This window comes from Kitasatospora sp. NPDC088861 (assembly GCF_044750105.1).
Lineage (GTDB): Bacteria > Actinomycetota > Actinomycetes > Streptomycetales > Streptomycetaceae > Kitasatospora.
In genome coordinates this window covers 24791-41023 of sequence record NZ_JBIVJF010000042.1, presented here as the reverse complement: position 1 = coordinate 41023, position 16233 = coordinate 24791, and the positions used below count along the sequence as shown (strand labels likewise).

The 16233-nt window shown below is 68.8% G+C and carries 22 protein-coding genes and 3 pseudogenes; 11 read left to right on the top strand and 14 right to left on the bottom strand.

Translation table 11 applies throughout. The features are described from left to right. The coding region (locus tag ACIP37_RS35730) for a transposase (RefSeq protein WP_400845226.1) at positions 1-91 on the bottom strand (91 nt) is incomplete at its 3' end. 675 nt (positions 92-766) lie between these two features. Between ACIP37_RS35730 and ACIP37_RS35725 the strand changes: the two genes are divergently transcribed. Next, complete coding sequence (locus ACIP37_RS35725) at positions 767-1018, top strand: hypothetical protein (RefSeq protein WP_400812418.1); 252 nt, start codon at positions 767-769, stop codon at positions 1016-1018. 185 nt (positions 1019-1203) lie between these two features. Here the strand turns inward: ACIP37_RS35725 and ACIP37_RS35720 are convergent, their stop codons facing one another. From ACIP37_RS35720 to ACIP37_RS35700, 5 genes and pseudogenes are all read right to left on the bottom strand, one after another. Beyond that, positions 1204-1542 (bottom strand): hypothetical protein, encoded by a 339-nt coding sequence (locus ACIP37_RS35720; RefSeq protein ID WP_400812420.1) that lies wholly within the window; start codon positions 1540-1542, stop codon positions 1204-1206. A 314-nt stretch (positions 1543-1856) separates the two neighbouring features. Then, positions 1857-1997, bottom strand: a complete 141-nt coding sequence (locus tag ACIP37_RS35715) for a hypothetical protein (protein ID WP_400812422.1) — start codon at positions 1995-1997, stop codon at positions 1857-1859. Positions 1998-2137: 140 nt separating this feature from the next. Then, positions 2138-2494 (bottom strand): hypothetical protein, encoded by a 357-nt coding sequence (locus ACIP37_RS35710; RefSeq protein ID WP_400812424.1) that lies wholly within the window; start codon positions 2492-2494, stop codon positions 2138-2140. Continuing rightward, the gene (locus tag ACIP37_RS35705; protein WP_400845224.1) at positions 2491-3264 is read right to left on the bottom strand and encodes an aminotransferase class I/II-fold pyridoxal phosphate-dependent enzyme; all 774 of its coding nucleotides are present in this window, start codon (positions 3262-3264) and stop codon (positions 2491-2493) included. Before ACIP37_RS35705 ends, ACIP37_RS35710 begins: the two co-directional genes overlap by 4 nt. A 217-nt stretch (positions 3265-3481) precedes the next feature. Continuing rightward, positions 3482-3733: pseudogene (locus ACIP37_RS35700) on the bottom strand (HAD family hydrolase); the annotation flags it as partial. A gap of 32 nt (positions 3734-3765) precedes the next feature. Between ACIP37_RS35700 and ACIP37_RS35695 the strand changes: the two are divergent. The 4 genes from ACIP37_RS35695 to ACIP37_RS35680 all read left to right on the top strand — a co-directional run bounded on the left by ACIP37_RS35695 (position 3766) and on the right by ACIP37_RS35680 (position 7203). Continuing rightward, positions 3766-4428 carry a response regulator gene (locus tag ACIP37_RS35695; RefSeq protein WP_400845221.1) on the top strand — a complete coding sequence of 221 codons (663 nt, stop codon included), beginning with the start codon at positions 3766-3768 and terminating at the stop codon, positions 4426-4428. Positions 4429-4548: 120 nt separating this feature from the next. Then, on the top strand, positions 4549-5517 hold the full coding sequence (locus ACIP37_RS35690; protein WP_400845218.1) for an acyltransferase family protein: 969 nt from the start codon (positions 4549-4551) through the stop codon (positions 5515-5517). Then, positions 5517-6698 (top strand): sensor histidine kinase, encoded by a 1182-nt coding sequence (locus tag ACIP37_RS35685; RefSeq protein ID WP_400845215.1) that lies wholly within the window; start codon positions 5517-5519, stop codon positions 6696-6698. The genes ACIP37_RS35690 and ACIP37_RS35685 overlap by 1 nt, the downstream gene beginning before the upstream one ends. Positions 6699-6822: 124 nt before the next feature. After that, entirely contained in the window at positions 6823-7203 is a 381-nt protein-coding gene (locus ACIP37_RS35680) for a hypothetical protein (protein WP_400812434.1), read from the top strand. A gap of 55 nt (positions 7204-7258) precedes the next feature. Here ACIP37_RS35680 and ACIP37_RS35675 read toward each other — a convergent pair whose 3' ends face one another. Genes ACIP37_RS35675 through ACIP37_RS35665 form a run of 3 tightly spaced genes read right to left on the bottom strand, consistent with a single transcriptional unit; the run spans position 7259 to position 8300 of the window. Then, positions 7259-7489, bottom strand: a complete 231-nt coding sequence (locus ACIP37_RS35675) for a hypothetical protein (RefSeq protein WP_400812436.1) — start codon at positions 7487-7489, stop codon at positions 7259-7261. Positions 7490-7544: 55 nt separating this feature from the next. Beyond that, a complete protein-coding gene (locus ACIP37_RS35670) occupies positions 7545-7958 on the bottom strand; it encodes a hypothetical protein (protein ID WP_400812438.1) in 414 nt (137 codons plus the stop codon). 39 nt (positions 7959-7997) lie between these two features. Continuing rightward, the gene (locus ACIP37_RS35665; RefSeq protein ID WP_400812458.1) at positions 7998-8300 is read right to left on the bottom strand and encodes a hypothetical protein; all 303 of its coding nucleotides are present in this window, start codon (positions 8298-8300) and stop codon (positions 7998-8000) included. Positions 8301-8401: 101 nt separating this feature from the next. On the opposite strand from ACIP37_RS35665, the gene ACIP37_RS35660 reads away from it, so the two are divergent. Next, positions 8402-8782, top strand: coding sequence for a hypothetical protein (locus tag ACIP37_RS35660; protein WP_400812440.1), 381 nt, complete (start codon positions 8402-8404; stop codon positions 8780-8782). Positions 8783-8801: 19 nt separating this feature from the next. On the opposite strand, the gene ACIP37_RS35655 is transcribed toward ACIP37_RS35660, so the two are convergent. Further along, positions 8802-9707: a hypothetical protein gene (locus ACIP37_RS35655; protein ID WP_400812442.1), complete on the bottom strand. Its 906-nt coding sequence runs from the start codon at positions 9705-9707 to the stop codon at positions 8802-8804. Between ACIP37_RS35655 and ACIP37_RS35650 the strand changes: the two are divergent. Continuing rightward, positions 9694-9867 (top strand): annotated as a pseudogene (locus ACIP37_RS35650) (IS630 family transposase); the annotation flags it as partial. The gene ACIP37_RS35655 and the pseudogene ACIP37_RS35650 overlap by 14 nt on opposite strands. Before the next feature lie 34 nt (positions 9868-9901). On the opposite strand, the gene ACIP37_RS35645 reads toward ACIP37_RS35650, so the two are convergent. From ACIP37_RS35645 to ACIP37_RS35630, 4 genes are all read right to left on the bottom strand, one after another. Further along, on the bottom strand, positions 9902-10315 hold the full coding sequence (locus ACIP37_RS35645) for a hypothetical protein (RefSeq protein ID WP_363633622.1): 414 nt from the start codon (positions 10313-10315) through the stop codon (positions 9902-9904). 72 nt (positions 10316-10387) lie between these two features. Beyond that, a complete protein-coding gene (locus ACIP37_RS35640) occupies positions 10388-10903 on the bottom strand; it encodes a DUF4240 domain-containing protein (protein ID WP_400812446.1) in 516 nt (171 codons plus the stop codon). A gap of 153 nt (positions 10904-11056) precedes the next feature. Continuing rightward, positions 11057-11422, bottom strand: a complete 366-nt coding sequence (locus ACIP37_RS35635) for a hypothetical protein (protein WP_363633618.1) — start codon at positions 11420-11422, stop codon at positions 11057-11059. Positions 11423-11733: 311 nt separating this feature from the next. Further along, on the bottom strand, positions 11734-12000 hold the full coding sequence (locus ACIP37_RS35630) for a hypothetical protein (RefSeq protein ID WP_363633616.1): 267 nt from the start codon (positions 11998-12000) through the stop codon (positions 11734-11736). Positions 12001-12934: 934 nt separating this feature from the next. Between ACIP37_RS35630 and ACIP37_RS35625 the strand changes: the two genes are divergently transcribed. The 4 genes and pseudogenes from ACIP37_RS35625 (at position 12935) to ACIP37_RS35610 (ending at position 16208) form a co-directional block, all read left to right on the top strand. Next, positions 12935-13387, top strand: a complete 453-nt coding sequence (locus tag ACIP37_RS35625; protein WP_363633615.1) for a hypothetical protein — start codon at positions 12935-12937, stop codon at positions 13385-13387. Positions 13388-13437: 50 nt separating this feature from the next. Further along, the gene (locus ACIP37_RS35620; protein ID WP_363633613.1) at positions 13438-14034 is read left to right on the top strand and encodes a hypothetical protein; all 597 of its coding nucleotides are present in this window, start codon (positions 13438-13440) and stop codon (positions 14032-14034) included. 338 nt (positions 14035-14372) lie between these two features. Next, positions 14373-15656 (top strand): annotated as a pseudogene (gene rho, locus ACIP37_RS35615) (transcription termination factor Rho); the annotation flags it as partial. A 102-nt stretch (positions 15657-15758) separates the two neighbouring features. Continuing rightward, on the top strand, positions 15759-16208 hold the full coding sequence (locus ACIP37_RS35610) for a hypothetical protein (RefSeq protein ID WP_363586100.1): 450 nt from the start codon (positions 15759-15761) through the stop codon (positions 16206-16208). The last annotated feature ends 25 nt before the right edge of the window (positions 16209-16233 follow it).

Genomic DNA, 16233 nt, shown 5'->3' with positions numbered 1-16233 from the left:
CCACCGACTTGCGCCGCCCGTCCAACAGCAGTCCCCGCACATACGCCTGCCCCCAGCGATGCTGATCCGCGCGCGTAAACGCCTCGAACATCTCCGCCGTGAACGCCGCCAGGTCCTCCCGGACCCCGGCCATCTCCTCAGGTGTCACACACCACCAACGACACAACCCACCAACAGACACGCCACTACCGCACAAACCTGACCAAGCCCTACTAGCCGCGATGATCACGCCTTTCGCCGGAGGAGATGCGTGCGAAGCACGGACCCGCCTGACTGTCGCTGTCCGGCACGGGCAGTTCCCCGCCTGGCAAACTCACACCAATCCCACACCGATTGCCCAACGGGAAACGATCTTCGGCCGGACGGGAACCGAAGCGGATACGCTTGCAGCCACTGCAGGTCAGCGGATTCTGTCGGTCGGCCATCACACCGCGTACGACACCTCGACGGGAAGCGTCGTACGCTGACCCGTCTCAGCGAAGTTTGACTGAGCGGTGGTTGTCTCGCCGAAGTTTGACCGCCCGGTCCAGTGTCCGACGATGCCCAGGGTGTTGAGGTGCCGGAAGTCGGCCCGGTGGCCAAGACGACGGTATCGCCCTGGCTTCACCTGTCCTGACCAGTGGCGGAACTGAAACGCGGTAGGCGGCAGTTGTCCACGTCAGCACGCACACTTGACGCTCCGTGCGGAGTGGTCACACACGGGGGAGCGCCCGGCAGGCTGTGAGGCGGTCTGCCGGGCGGGGCTCCCCAGGGGATGGAGATGCAGATGACAGGTAGTCAGGTAGCGCACGGCGCGGTGTTCGGCCTGCTGGCGGACGGTGAGCCACCGGCCCCGGGGGAGAACCCCGGTGGGGAAGGGCTGGCGGGGTTGATCGTCGCGGTCCTGGAGCGGGTGGGCTGGACCGCTGGCATGGGAGTGCTGGGAGTGCTGGGAGTGCTGGCCGTCCTCGCCGGGGGCGCGTGGATGTGGGGCCGGGCGCCGAAGGCCACCGGCGAGGAGAGGCACCGGGTCCGATAGGGCGGCGTCGTCCTCGCCAGGCCGAGATCCTGCGGGCGGCGGCCCGGGACCACCGCTCTCCTCGCGCTGCTTCCCGGCTCTGACTGACCTGCGCTGCAGGCCTTCCTACCCTCGTCCACTGGTGATCTCCGAGCGGCACCTGGACAATGGTATGCACCAGGCCCTCCTCTGGGACAGGATGCCGGTCAGCAGCGATCGGCGGGAAACCTGGTCGTGATCGGCCCGCCGGCCCGTCGGCGCTCCAGCCATACCGGCCGTCCCTTGAGTCCGACGATGGCTGGTGTGACGTACAGGAGCCCCGCCTCTTCGCCGGGTTCGGCAGTGTTGTAGGCCGCGGCGACGATCAGGCGCAACACGCTGACGACAGCGCCGTTGGCGTCGGTTCCGCAGCCGCGCGGGTCGAGATGGGCGGCCAGGTCGAGCAGAGCTCCGCGCAGCGTGTCGGTGATCGAGGCGATGGGCGCGCCGTCCAGGGCGCGCGGCCAGGACCGTCGTGAAGACCTGACGTAATGCCAGGAAGCCAAGTGTGGAAGCCCCGACAGATGAGATCCGCGATCGGAACGCGACCGCGATCCCACCGGACAATCGTCCCTTGGGTGAAGGAGGCGGCGTGCGCGGGACCGCGCCCGCCCGTGGGCGTGTCCGTATCCTTGTCATCACTTCAGGGAAACTCTCGTGTTGGAACGGCGAGTTGATGGACAGCCTTCGGCTCCCGGGCGTGAGAGCCCACACATCGGCCCATCCCCGGGGCTCGGTCGGCCCAGCACTCAGGCCGGCGAGGATCCCGCCCTGCGTGATCCGTGTTCCCCTCTGGCTTCGCGTGCCCCTTGCCCCTTGGTCAGTCCGGTCGGCCGATCACGCGCTGGTGTCGAATCCAGTGGCAGAGGTTGACCGGCCACACCAGCAGAACGAACAGGTACGCGGCGGCGAAGACCACGCGCGTAGTGGTGTCCGTGCCGCCGACTCCGTGCAGCGCCATGTCCCGGTGCATCCGCTGCGGCGTGTGCGAGGACCTCCCAACCGGTTCTGACGTACGGCACCAACACGAGCGTGATCATCATGTTCCACCTCCAGGTGCCTTGAAGGAAAGGGCTGGTGCCGCCTGCTCGGTTGGGGTCTTCACTGCCTCGCACGCTCCAGCTCGGTGTGCAGCCGTTGCAGTCCCGTCGCCGTTCGTGCCGCGGACTCGGACAGGTTGACTCGCAGGTACCGGCCGGGGTGAAGAGCCCTCCAGGCGGCGGCGGTGCCGGCGTGGAGGACCGTGGGGTTCAGGCGTAGCCCGTTCACGGCGCACCGGTGGACCCAGTCCAGGAAGTCCGCGTTCTGGAGGTGCAGTTGCGGGAACGCGGAGTACCCGGCGATGGGGACCAGGCCGTCGGTGAAGGCGAGCGGGCTGGCCGGTCCGGTGAGCAGCTCGCTGTTGCTGCGGAAGCGCTGGGCCATGGCGTCCAGGTGGGCGTGTACCTGGTGGGTCACGGCGGTGTCGGGAAGGTTGGGCAGGCCAGGTGCTGCTGCAGTGCGCGGTTGCGGGTGATGATCGCGGCGCCGCGCAGGCCCGGCATCGCGAGGTCCTTCGAGGCGGTCATGATGACCGCGCTGTGGGTGAGGGCGAGTTCCTGCATCCGGGCCTGGATCGCGGCCTCCAGGACGATGGGCTCGTGGTGGGCGCCGAGTTGGAACACGGGATCGAGGAGGGTGAAGTCCGGGCAGCCGTTCGGTCGGGTGAAGAGCGTTCCGGTGACGCCGTTCGGCAGGACTTCGACGAGGGCACTCGGGCGGTCGGGCTGGGCGCCGTTGAGGTGGACGGCGCCGTCGTGGCGGTAGTAGGCCGCGACGGGTGTGCCCCAGTGGGCCGCGGACTGGTCGAAGCCGTAGTAGTTCGGGATCGGCAGGGTGAGGCTGTGGCCGGTGGCCGCGAGGTGACCGATGGTCAGGCTGACGGCTTCGGTGCCGCCCTGGACGAAGGTGATGTCCTGGCGGGTCAGAGGAATTCCGAGCCGGGCCGAGGTGAGTTCGGCGAAGGCCGCCTTGGCTCCTCCGTTGAAGGGATCGGAGTAGCGGGACAGGCTGCTGCGGGCGGCGAGGTTGTGCAGCAGCACGCCGAGGTGGCGTCCGAGATCGGGCGAGGGCGGGTAGAAGTTGCAGCCTTCGCCGATCTCGAACGCGTCCTGGGGGGATCCGGCGCGCAGGCGGGCGAACGCGGTGAGGCACTCGGCCTGGGCCGGTGCGGGGTTGGTCTGGTGCATGCCCGGCTTTCGCGCGCCTGGTCCGGGGCGCTGGCCGGGCGTCTGCGTTGCAGACGGTGGGAGACCAGCCGATCGGGCGGGTGACGCGGGGACGTTCGGCTGGGGCGGGCGGGATTTCCCAGCGCAGTCCCCGGTCTTCGCCATGGTGTTCGAGGACGAGGCGAGCCGCGGCGGGCAGGTCCGGTATGGCGCGGGGGCTGGGGCGCTGGACCCAGATGGCGTTGATGCCGGCGGCTTGGGCTCCGGCGATGTCCGCGTGGGGGTTGTCGCCGACCATCCACAGCGGGCCGGGGCCGGACGCCAGCCGGGCGAGGCGGAATGTCTCCGGGTGGGGCTTCTCGTGGCCGGTGGCGGCCGAGTTGATGGTGGCCGTCAGCCTCGGGGTGACGCCGAGGGCGTGGAGGATGGCGGGCAGCTCGGGGACGTGGTTCGACACGACGATGTGCTGCCACCCGGCGGACCGGAGCACCCCGGTCCGCCGCTATGACAGAATTCCTGGCTGTGACCATTCGATTACTGCTCGCAGACGACCAGGAGATGGTCCGCCGCGGAATGCGACGGATCCTTGAGAACCAACCGGACATGGAGGTGGTCGGCGAAGCAGCGGACGGCGTCGCCGCAGTCGAAGCGGCGCGCCGGCTCCAGCCGGACGTGGCGCTGGTGGACATCCGGATGCCACGCATGGACGGCCTGGAGGTGGTCCGCCTGATCGCCGGCCCCTCGGCGACGCCTCCGATCAAGGTGGTCGTCGTCACCACCTTCGATCTGGACGAATACGTGTACCCGGCGCTGCGCCACGGCGCCTCCGGATTTCTGCTCAAGCGCTCGGGCCCGACCTTGCTGGTCGAGGCGGTCCGGGCCGCGGTGGCGGGCGACAGCCTGATCAGCCCCTCCATCACGGTCCGGCTGCTCAAGCACGTCACCGGCGTCCGTCCGGGCGGCCCGGCCATGGCCGAGTCGCTGACCGGGCGGGAGACGGAGATCGCGGGGAAGGTGGCCGAGGGGAAGACGAACTCCGACATCGCCGGGGAACTGTTCATCTCGGCGGGCACGGTGAAGACCCACGTGGCGAGCATTCAGCGCAAGCTGGGCGTCAAGAACAGGGTCGGAATCGCCGTGCGCGCCTTCGAGATGGGATACGCGACCGGTCGATTGGCCGAGTGAGGTGTTCCTTCGCACGTCGAGTGCCGAAGTCATCGCGGATCAGGGTGGCCGGTCCGGTGCACATGCGGCACCGAAACGGCGAAAGGCACCCCCATGCACGATCGAACAAACCGAACCCGATTGGACTCACTGACCGGTCTGCGATTCCTCGCGATGATTCCGGTCTTCCTCTTCCACAGTTCGTTGGAGGGAATCTTCGACAACGCCCGGACGGACTGGGACTACCTGAACGCCCTCGGCACCTCCGGGCACGTCGCGGTGTCGTACTTCTTCGTCCTCAGCGGATTCGTGTTGACCTGGTCGTACCGCCCGGCCGACGGCGTCGGCAGATTCTGGCGCCGGCGGCTGTTCAGAATCCTCCCCAGCCACTGGGTCGCCCTGGTGGCGGTGATCCTGCTGATCGGCCACTACGGCGACCTGACCGACTGGTCAGGACTCGGCGCCCAGGCCCTGCTGCTCCAGGCGTGGGTGCCCGACCCCTCGTACTTCGACGTCGGCAACACCGTCACCTGGTCGCTCTCGGCGGACCTGGCCGTCTACGCGCTCTTCCCGCTGCTGTACCGGCTGATCGAGCGGATCCGGCCGGGTCTGCTCTGGCTCTGGGCCGGAGCCTGCGTGCTGGTCACCGTCCTGGTGCCGGTGGTGGCGCAGAACTTCGTCGCGGACGACCGCCCCATGCCGCTCTTCGGGGTGTCGATCGACCAGTACTGGGTGGTGTACTTCTTCCCGCTCACCCGCCTGGCGGAGTGCCTGCTCGGGATGCTGCTGGCGCGGATCGTGCTGACGGGCCGCTGGATCGACTGGATGCGACCGCTCGTGGCGGTGCCGCTGCTCGTGGTCGGCTACGTGATCGGGCAGCAACTGCCGTACCTGTACCGGCTCAGCGCGGCCACGGTGATCCCGATGGGCCTGCTCACGGCCTCTCTCGCCGCCGGGGAGATGGCCGGGCGGCGCATCGTGCTCAACTATGCTGTCCGGTCGTGCCGAAAAGATCTGCCGAACGACAGATGCCTGACGATCGGTCATCTGTCGGGGGGGGCGCACCGTTCCCCTGCCGTGCGTAGGCTCAGCCCGTGCAGACCGAACTGATGCCTGATGCGCATCGCCGCCGCACGGTGTGTGCGACGGCGACGGCACTGATCGCGGCTCCGGCGGTGATCGCCCCACCGAGTGCGTGGATCGTGGTCGTCGTCGCCGTCGCGGCGATGGCGACCACGATCCTGCGCCGGCCGCTGGGTCCGGTCGCCCCGGTCCTGGCGGCCGGCCTGGTCGCGGGGCTCTCGCTCGTCACGGACGCCGTCTATCCCGGACCGCGGGGGTTGGTGCTGCCGTGGCTCCCGGTCGAATTCGCGGCCATGCTGGTGCTGACCTGGCAGGTGATCCGGCGGGCGCCGGTCCGCCAAGCTGCCCTGGTCGGTTCGGCGTTGGCACTCGCCCTGATGGCCCTCCCGCTGCGCTTCACCCTCCGGCTGCCGCAGACGGTCCTCGCGCCGTCGGTGGTCGCCGTCGCCATCGCGACGTTCCCGGTGGCCTGCGCCGTCGGCGTCGGGCTCTACCTGCGGGTCCAGGACGACCAGCGGGCCCGCGCCGTCCAGCGCGCCCGCCGGGAGCAGCGGCTCGACGTGGGCAGGGATCTCCACGACTTCGTCGCCCACGAGCTGACCGGGATCCTGCTGGAGGTCCAGGCCGCCCAGGTCAGCGCCTACGACGAAGAACAGAGCAGAGAGCTCCTGTCCCGCCTGGAGGCGGCCGGCCTGCGGGCGCTGGACTCGATGGACCACACCCTGCAGACGCTGCGCGACCCGGAGGCACCCACGCTCGCCGAACCTCCGCCGACCAAGGTCCACGGCCTCGCCGACCTCCCGGAGCTGGTCGAGCGCTTCCTGGCGTCCGGCACGACCGGCGGCTCCCTCGAACTGGAGCCGGGCCTGGAGGGAGCCGCCCCGCGCGAGATCCAGGACGCGGCCTACCGCGTCGTCCTGGAGGCGCTGACCAACGTCCGCCGGCACGCCCCGAGCGCGGCCCGGCTGGAGGTGGAGGTGGTTCGCGTCCCGGGCCCCGCCCTGCGGGTCACCGTCACCGACAGCGGACGGCAGGGCGGCCCCGGCGGCCTGCTGGCCCGCCGCCCCGGCGGCGGTGGCACCGGCCTGGCCGGCTTGTCCGAGCGGATCGGCGCCCTCGGCGGCGACCTGTCCACCGGCCCGCACGCCCGCGGCTGGCGCGTCCGCGGGGAACTGCCGCTGCGACCCGACCGGACGGGCCGGGGCTGACCGGTCCCGACGGCTCGGAGACCGCCCGCGTCCGGCGCGAATATCTGCCGAACGGCAGATGGCAGGCGGCCGCGGATCGGCGAGGATCTCCACCGTGCCCGATCCCAGACTCCCGGAGGTACCGGTGATTTCTCGCCCGAAGGCGACACCCGCCCTGCTCGCTCTCGCCGTGGCCGCCCTCATCCCGTTGACGGGCTGCGCCAAGGCCTCGGACGCCGCGCCCGAGGACAAGGCCTTCGAGTTCAGCGGCAAGTCCCTGAACGTGAAGGCGCACGGCATCCCCACCGACCTCGTCCCGGCCGACCGCAAGGACGTCAAGGTCACCCGCTGGTTCGACAAGGCCAAGGTCGGTGACGCCAAGGAGATCTGGACGCTGGAGGAGGGAACCCTCGAACTCCAGGCGCAGTGCACCGGACTGGCCAACTGCGACGCCAAGTTCCGGGTGGAGGTGCCCCGCGGTGTCGCCGTGACGCGCGATGGCAAGGAGACGGACCTCAAGGGCTGAGGCCGACCGGTCCGACGGGGAAGAGAGAGACGATGCTCGAACTACCGGTGGTTTGTTATACCGGGGAGTAGAGATCAAGTGGGCGGCCGGTGGCGACGGCGTCGATGAGGGCTTGGAGTTCGGGTGGTGGGGGTGCGTTGGTCCGGGCGCGCCAGCAGCGTTGGAGGGTGATCCAGGGGTCGAGCCAGGCCCGGACGGCGCGGATGGCTTTGGGCGAGCAGGCCGGGTGGGGCTGGTGGGTCGGTGTGGGCCCCTGTAGGATCTCGCGGCTCGTGTCATAGAGCACAGCCCTGACCAGGGAGTTCCTGGGCTGTCTCAGCCCATGTCCGGGTGCTCGTATCTCAGTTCAGTGGCATTTCCTCAGGGTCTGGATCAGCAGCCATCCGTTCCACCCACTCGCGCTGGGTCACTGCTCGCTCGATGCGGCTGACGATGTCCTTCTTGGACGCCGTGTCCAAGGTCTCCGGAAGCTTGTCGAAGGTCTCGGGAAGGACGTCGAGCAGACCCCAGATCTGTTCGCCGGTCCTGACGGTCAGCAGTTGCTGACACCTCCACTGCAGCGGCACCTCGGGACGGTGCCTCAGCCGCTGTATGAGCGTAGGGAACAGGTAGTGCGTCGCCTCTGCGGCGAGGTGCTCTTGAAGCCAGTCGACCGGGAGCCGCTGGCTGAAGCCGTGCATGGCGGCCTCCTGGGCCAGGTCCAGGAGCTGAGCGGTGTCGACGGCTCGGACGGTGCGGGGAAGGGTCGGGGTCATGCCGAGATGATGCCAGGAAGCCTCCGCAGGGCCGAGAGGTCAGCAGGGCCGGGATGCAATCTGCCGACGGGCAGGACCCCAGACTTCCTCGAACTCCTCGGCGGTGAGTTGCTCGGGGTCGTGGCCTTCCCATTCTGAGACGGGCAGCTCGGCTGTGATCCCGAACCTGCCGTCGTACTCATCGAGGCGGCCTGCGTCGTGGGCCTGCTGCCATTCGTCGAGGGAGGCTGCTGCGATCGGGGTCAGCTCCGGCCCTTGGAGTTCGACCTGCCGGGTCACCCAGCCTTCGGCGTCCACCTCGAAGTAGAACCAGACATCTTCCTCGCCCCAGTAGCAGCGCATCCATGTGTTCACGAGCCCATAATGGCGGTGCTTTGCTCTCCAACTGCTGCGGCGTCGAATTCCTGTTGGATGGTCATCCGGAGTACTGGGATGCTCCTGCTGTGACCACAACGACGGGCAATCTGCAGGCCGAGGCCGGATGGGACGGCCCCTATTACCGTGCCCGGGCCGAAGGATTCGAGGCGCTGTTTCTCCCGAGCCCTGATGAGGTGCTCGACGAGGTCTGCAACGTCGATGCTGAGGTCCACCTCCCCGATGGCTCGCGCTGGAGCGCGACGATCTTCACGATGGCTGAGGTCGACCGGTTGATGAAGAGGTGGGAGGAGACGGGAGAAGCGGCAGGTGGTCGACGCTTCTGGAGCTCGGACGGACTGATCGTTAGAGATCCCGGCATCCGAGGCATGGTGAGTGTGATCGCCGAGTTGCTTGCGTCAGGAGAGTTCGAAGGGGCCTTTCATCGCCTGGACGACTCGAAGAGGTGACTTGCCAGCTCGACCGCAATCAGTCGATGGCCGATTCGGGTCGGCTTCCTCCGCGTGATCGGAGCGGGACGCCGAGGATCTTCGCCCAACGTCGCATGTTCGCGGGGCTCATGGCCTTCTCCTGCGCGAGGTCGGCGAGGCTGCGCTGGTGGTGGACGTACTGGTCGTAGAGCCAGGTGCGATCGATGACCGTGCGGGCTGTCCGGAGTCGGCGAAGGGGGATGGCGTACTCGTTCGCGAGCCGGGTCAGGGTGATGCGGTTGAGTCCGAAGCCCTCAGCGATCTCGCCGAGGCTTCGCCGTTCGTCGCAGTAGAGACGTGTCAACTCTTCTCGGGAGAGTGCGGCTTGGGCTGCGGCGATGGCTCGTCCGCGTGCTCGGAACTGGTGAGCGGTCAGCGGTGGAGGCGATGGTGGATGCCGCTGAAGAAGGTGCCGAAGGACTTCGACGGAGGTGGCGAGCTGCTCGGCGATGGTGCTGATGTTGCTCTGCGCCGCCATGACCAGTTCGTGCATCAGCTCGATGTCCACTGCGGCGGGATCAGGGCCGGGCAGGTCGAGGCCGTCCATGAGCGAGGTGGGTGGATGCCAGGTGACCGGCTCGTCCCGGATTCCTTGATCGTCAAGGAATGCCTGGGCGGCGTTGTCCAGTGCGTCGGCGAGGGCGGGGGTGAGGCTGGCCGTGAACTCGTTCAGATATGTGCGTCTTGGAGTGTCCGTGATGGTGTAGGCGGCCGGGGAGAGATGCGCTGGCATGCCGCTGATCCGTTGGAAGAGCAGGTTGCGGGCGACCTGGTGGCGGTGCTCACGGCCGAGTGGGGCCCCGGTGCGGCGGCAGATCTGTTTCCAGTCGGTGGCGATGAGGAGCTGGTCGTAGTCGATGCGGCGCCTGCGGGCGTAATCGATGGGCGATTCGGGCCACCCCAACCACACCGTGCTGGCCCGAAAACGCCAGGCCTACCTCCGTTGGCGCAACGCCAACAACCGCCACCCCGACGTCCTGGCCGCCCAACGCGCGGAGCGAGCCCGCGTGCGCAGTGAGAAGGGCATCCGCTGGGGCGGACGCTCCCTGGCCACAGCCGCATGACACGACCGAAACGGGCGCAACTGCAACGGCCCGGTCAAGCAGCAAACAGGTGCAGCTTGAACGGCGAACCGTTGGAGTTGGGCGTCCAGCCTTTCGACCGCGCGGCCCGAATGCCTGCGGCGACTTCCCGCGGCAGGACGACCTCAGCCGGCACCATGTCCGGGTTGAGGACGGCCGGCCGTCCGGTTTCCACGACGAGCGTCGTTCCGGGGCGGGTCGCGTCCTCCGCCACGTAGCCCAAGGTGCTGCCTTCGTAGTCGCAGCACAAGTGTTGCCTGCTCACCCGCCAGCGGTACTCGACGCCGTCGACGACGATGCGGCGGGAACCCTTCTTGGCCAATGCCACTGTGTTGCCTTTCAGTCTTTGCGGCTTCTCCCGCATCTGTACGGGCCGCTGTCGGTGGGGGCTGTCGTCGCGGCCTCGTCCGTTCGGGAAGGACGAGGCCACGGGGCGGTTCGTGCTGTCGGCCGGGGCCTGCTGATCTCGGGAACCTCTCGCTACAAGCCAAGGCGGCTGCCGTCAGTCCTCGTCGCCCTCCTCGTCATCGTCATCCTTTTCGAGGCAGAGCGCCGCGAGCCGGGGCAGCCGCCGCCGCATCTCGCCGTCGTCTTCGAAATCCCACTTCTCGCCCATGTCAGGCTCGATGTCCTCGCGCTTCGGCCGCGAGGCCGCCCGGGCCTCCTGCGCGTCGTAGTAGCTGTCCTTGACTCCGGTGACCCGGTCATAGGCTCCCAGCGCCGCGTAGTTGGCATCCTCCTGGAGGAGCGCCTCCTCCAGGTCGTCGACGGAGCCGGAGCTGTCGACCAGGTGGTCGGCGAGGGAGTCCGGCGCGGCCGCCACCCGCTCGAACCACTCCCGGCCGAGGCTGATGAGGCCCGCGCGGAAGTCGATGAAGCCGTCGTCGGAGAACCAGCCGCCGATCAGGTAGGAGGCTGCCCACACGTCCCAGCGGTAGACGGATTCGTGGACCGCGTGGAAGCGCTCGTCATAGTCGAGGATGCGCTCCAACGGCAGTTCGGCCAGGACGTCGGTCAACGCCTCGTCGAAGGGCTTGTATCCGTCGCCGCGCGCGCCGTCTCGATGATGGTCCAGAACTCGTCGGTCTCCATGGCCGGGACTATGCCAGACCCCGCTGACAGGACACCAACGAGCGGGCGGCAGCGACTTGGTGGATGGTGATGGGGAGCTTCATCGGTTCTCCGGGATACGGCGGCTGACGTCGGCGGCGTAGGCGGCCCAGTCTCCGGCGGACGCTTTCTGCCACTGGACGGCGACTTGGATGTGGATGCCGAGCATGCGGGCCAGGATCGCGGCCGGGACCTCTTCGGCGAGGGCGAACAGGGCGGTGGACCGGGCCTGGCCTGGTTGGATTCCGACGGCGATCAGCCGTAGGCCGAGTCGGTCGGCGCTGATGTGTTGGCCTGGGCGTTGACCTGGAAACAGCCAAGGCGTCTGGTTGGCGTGTCCGATCACTGTGTAGGGGCGACGTGTTGCGATCAGGTCGAGGACGAGTGCGGCGAGTGGTTCGGGCAGGATGGTCGGGGAGGTTCCCATCTGGATCGAAACCCGGTCGTTCGCCTCTGTGACCTGATCGACGGTGAGGCTGCTGATCGTGCTGAGCCGTTGGGCGTAGAAGAGTAGGAGTAGTCCGGCGACCCGGTCGGCCGTGGTCAGCGTGGCGTCGTGGAGGAGCGTGCGGGCGTCGTCCCACCGGCCCTCGGAGTCGTGGGGGGCCGACCGGGCCCTGCCAGCGCTCGGCGCTGAAGGTCAGCCCCTTCGCCAGCCGGTTCTTGGTCGCCCAGCGGATGAAGTGGCCGGTCTGGTCGCGGTAGCTGAGGTCCTCGCCTGCTTTCCACTGGTCCAGGTCAGACTGGGTGCAGGTGGCGAGGGTCAGACCTCTGCCAGCCAGCCAGCCAGTCCAGGAAGTTGACTGCGGCGGTGATGTGGCTGCAGACGTTGGCTATCTGCAGGCGGGTGGCGTGGCCGGTGCCGAGGCGGCCCCGGAGGCGTCGTAGGTGGTGCCAGACCTCGTAGCGGTGCAGCATCGCCCGTTCCTCGTGACCGTCACGCGATGCGACGGTCCGGGATGCCCAGCGTTCGAGTTTCACGAGGCGCTCGGACCAGTAGTTCACCCGCGTCGAGCCCCTCGGCTCCGCCGGTACGAACCAGCGCCCTCGTTAGTGGGTATTGACGGCCGATAAACCGTACAGGAGGGCCAGGATGAGTTGGAAGGCTGCGGAGGCCGGGCGCCGCCACCAAAGGCACAGGCCGCCGGTGACCGATGTCGCCGCGAACGCGATGACCAGCCGATGGACAGCAGCACGGGTGCCGCATTGAGGCCCGCCGAGGGCCGCGCAGAATCCGTGCCCAAGCGCGGCCGAAACGACAGCGGCGAACAGGACGACATCCAGCGTCAGCAGACACGTTACGACGACCGGCGTGCTGTTCGAGCGATCCGACCGCTCGGGCCGCCGAAGCCTCGTGCACTCGGGCCGGCGAAGCCTCATGAGTCCCCCCGGGAAATGTGTGGCAGAGATGACCTTGCTGGCGCAGCACCGAAGACCGTACAGGCCGCGGCCGTTGGGCGCGATCGACCAGCCCCGGCGCCACATCACCCGAACCAGCCCATCCGCCACGAACTCCGCCCCGCAGCCGATCTCCCTCCGGAGCGAACGAGCGCTCCACGGCCCGGTCCCGCCCCTCGCGCCCTCACGGGCGCCCTCAACGATTGGTCAATCCCCATGCACTGCCCTGCCCTTCTTCCGGGAACCCACGCCCCCCGCCCCTTCCCGGGGGCACACCGGCCCGCAAACCCACGCGGAAACGCCTCCAGGAATCGCGAACACGCAGCGCAGACACGGACACGGGATGGGGCGCAGCACCGCGTACGGCGATCCGGCGACATGGAAGAGCTGGCCGCCACCCCACCGTGGGGCGGCCCTCGTCCGCAGAACACCGTGGACGGGCCACCGGACCGGCGGCTGCACTACGTGCGGTCGCGTTGGAGGCAGCTGCCGCTGTTCGAGATGGTCCGTGACCTGCGCGGAGTCCAGCCTGGCACCGCTCTTGGATCCGGAACTGTCCGCCGTCCTGGAAGCGCACGCCGCACGGATCGCGGAGCTGAGAGGCTGGCCTCCGCGCACGCTCGGCTCCGTCCGCAGGGGCATCCGCATCCTCTGCGTGGTTCACGAGATCGGTGAGCCGATCCGAGCGTCCACGATCGCCCAACTCACCCACAATGCGATCCCCTCCAACCACGTCCTGGAGGTCTTCGAGGACCTGGACGTGCTGCTGGACGACCGGCCCGACGCCGTGCAGACCTGGTGCGACGCGCGTCTGGACTTCCTTTCTGCCCGGGATACGGGCCGAGGTCGACGCCTGGGTCGCGGTTTCGCGCAACGGCACCCGGCGCTGGCTCCCTCGCTCCCAGCCCACGGTCGTTACCCAGATGAGGCTGGTCCGGCGGTTCCTGCGCGAGCGGACGTCGACCTACACGACACTGCGTCAGGTCACCCGTGACGACGTCGCCAATTGGCTGGCCGACCGCCCTAACCGACCGCCCTAACCGGGTGCACGAGGCCAGTGCCCTGCGGAGCCTGTTCAACGTGCTGAAGAAGGAACGGCTCGTCTTCGCCAACCCGATGCGAGGGGTGACAACCGGCAAGAACCACGCCGCGGTGCCGATTCCGTTCTCCGATCAGGAAGTCGACGCCGTCGCCCTCGCTGCCCGGCAGGATCCCGCCCTGCGCGTGGTCGTCGCCCTCGCGGGCGTCCACGCACTGCCCGCCCGGCGCATCCGTGCGCTCCAACTGGACGAGGTCGACCTGGCCGGCCGCCGCCTCGACCCGGACGGATTCGACCGGCCGCTGGACGACTACACCGCCGAGGCGATCGCCGACTACCCGGCCTACCGTCGTCGCCGCTGGCCCAACAGCACCAACCCTCACCTGCGGATCCGCCTGGACAGCCAACGGTGCCAACAGCACGCCGCCTGGCTGCCCAGGCCGCGAGGTGCTAAAATGCGCGACAGCGATACTGGACGCCCACCCTCAGGGTGCGGGAACCAGGCGCCACCGCACACCGGAGCACCCCACCGTGGCAGGCCCGGACACCGGAAAACCACCGCCCTCCTCCTGCTCCGTGCCTGGCACGACGGCAACACCTGAGAGCGCCCTGCCCGGCAGTGTCCCGGCGAACCCTCACCGGCAGGCAACCGACTCCCACCCGCCGCGGCCATGCAGGGCCGTGAGAACGCTGCCGCGCCCACGCCCATGCCGAGCGCTGCAGCTGAACCATGTTCCCGCTCCCCGCTCCCCGCACCCGGCCGGCCGAGCCGCCCACCGCTGCGTGCCACTCACGCCGGGCCCGCCGGGCGCCGCCATACCCTTCGACACCACAGGAGTACCTCATCGTGACGACCACCACCGAACCGTCGACCACCAGGCCGCTGGACGGCCTGATGAAGACAGATCTCCACCAACTCGCCTGCGCCCTGGGCATTCCGCGCGCCGCCCGCCTACGTAAGGGCGAACTCGTTGAGGCGATCACCGCCAAGCGCTCCACCGGCCGGCCGCCGATGCCGACGGCCGGTCCCCGGCCCGCGGACGCCGAAAGCCGCGGCGGCCGGTCCGCACTGCCGTCGCCGCGAACGCGCAGCCGCTCCAACCGGCCGGCGCAGCCGGCCACCACCGTGGAAAGCGACCTCCTCCCAGTCGCCGGTGTGCTGGACATCCGCGAGGGGAGCGCCGTCCTGCGCGCCTCCGGCTACCTCCCCGGGTCCAGCGATGTTCACCTGCCCGCCGGCCAGGTGCGCGCACTGGGCCTGCGGCCCGGCGACGTCCTGACCGGCGCGACCCGCCCGCGTTCGGGCGGTGCCGCCCAGACGCCGCTGGCCCGCATCGACACGGTCAACGGCGACCCCATCGACAGGTCCCAATCCCGGCCCGCCTTCCATGAACTGACGCCGCTGTACCCGCAGGAGCAACTGTGTCTGGAGACCGACCAGCAGCAGCTGACCGGCCGCGTCATCGACCTGGTGGCCCCGATCGGGAAGGGCCAGCGCGGTCTGATCGTGGCGCCGCCGAAGGCCGGCAAGACGATCGTCCTCCAGACGGTCGCGGCGGCGATCGCCCGCAACCACCCCGAGGCGCACCTGATGGTCGTCCTGGTCGACGAGCGTCCGGAGGAGGTCACCGACATGCGGCGCGCGGTCAAGGGCGAGGTCATCGCTTCCACCTTCGACCGGCCCGCCCGTGAACACATCGCCGTCGCCGAACTCGCAGTCGAACGCGCCAAGCGCCTCGTCGAACTCGGCCACGACGTCGTTGTGCTGCTCGACTCCATCACCCGCCTCGCCCGTGCCTACAACGCCACCGCACCCGCTCACGGACGGACCCTCTCGGGCGGCCTCGACGCCTCGGCACTCCAGCACCCGAAGAGGCTCTTCGGCGCGGCACGAAACATCGAGAACGGCGGCTCGCTGACCATCCTGGCCACCGCCCTCGTCGACACCGGCTCCCGCATGGACGACCTGATCTTCGAGGAGTTCAAGAGCACCGGCAACATGGAGCTCCGCCTCGACCGCCGCCTCGCCGACAAGCGCCTCTTCCCGGCAGTCGACGTCAAGGCCTCCGGCACCCGCCGCGAGGAACTCCTTCTCGGCCCCGCCCGCACGCCCGCGGCGTGGGCCTTGCGCCGGGCCCTGGGCGGCCTCAACGGCCAGCAGGCCACGGAACTGCTCCTGGACCGGCTGAAGCGGACCGCCAGCAACGCCGAGCTCCTTCGCTGACCAGGGACGATCTCAACCTGGTGGACACCGCCCCTCAATCCCCTGAAGCTGCCCACCATAATCAGGAGGAACAAGGAAGGCACGAGCTGCAACAATCAGCATATGACCAACCAGGAAATCCTCTTCGACTGCCGAGGCCACGCGTATCGCAGCGTGCTTGAAGTCGTCCCGTACATCGACGGAACACCGCTCACCGACTTGATCGACCAGTTCGAGACGGACGCTGAGATGCAACCATCGGGAGACGCCTATGGGGGCCTTATCCCGCAGTTCTTCCAGTTCGGCTCGATGGAAGACCATTTCCATGGACGATCCAACGGAGCGACGGGGCCGAAGACTCCCGTGCTCGGCTGTGAATGCGGTGAGTGGGGATGCTGGCCGCTGATGGCCAGCATCACAGTGACTCCTGACCACGTGACCTGGGACTCCTTCGAACAACCTCACCGCAAGACACGCGACTATTCGGGGTCCGGCCCGTTTCAGTTCGACCGCCTTCAATACGCTGACGCCGTGCAGGTTCTGAGCGCAGCACTGGGCTCTGACGAGACGTGAGCAACCCATCTGCCCATCACGGGAA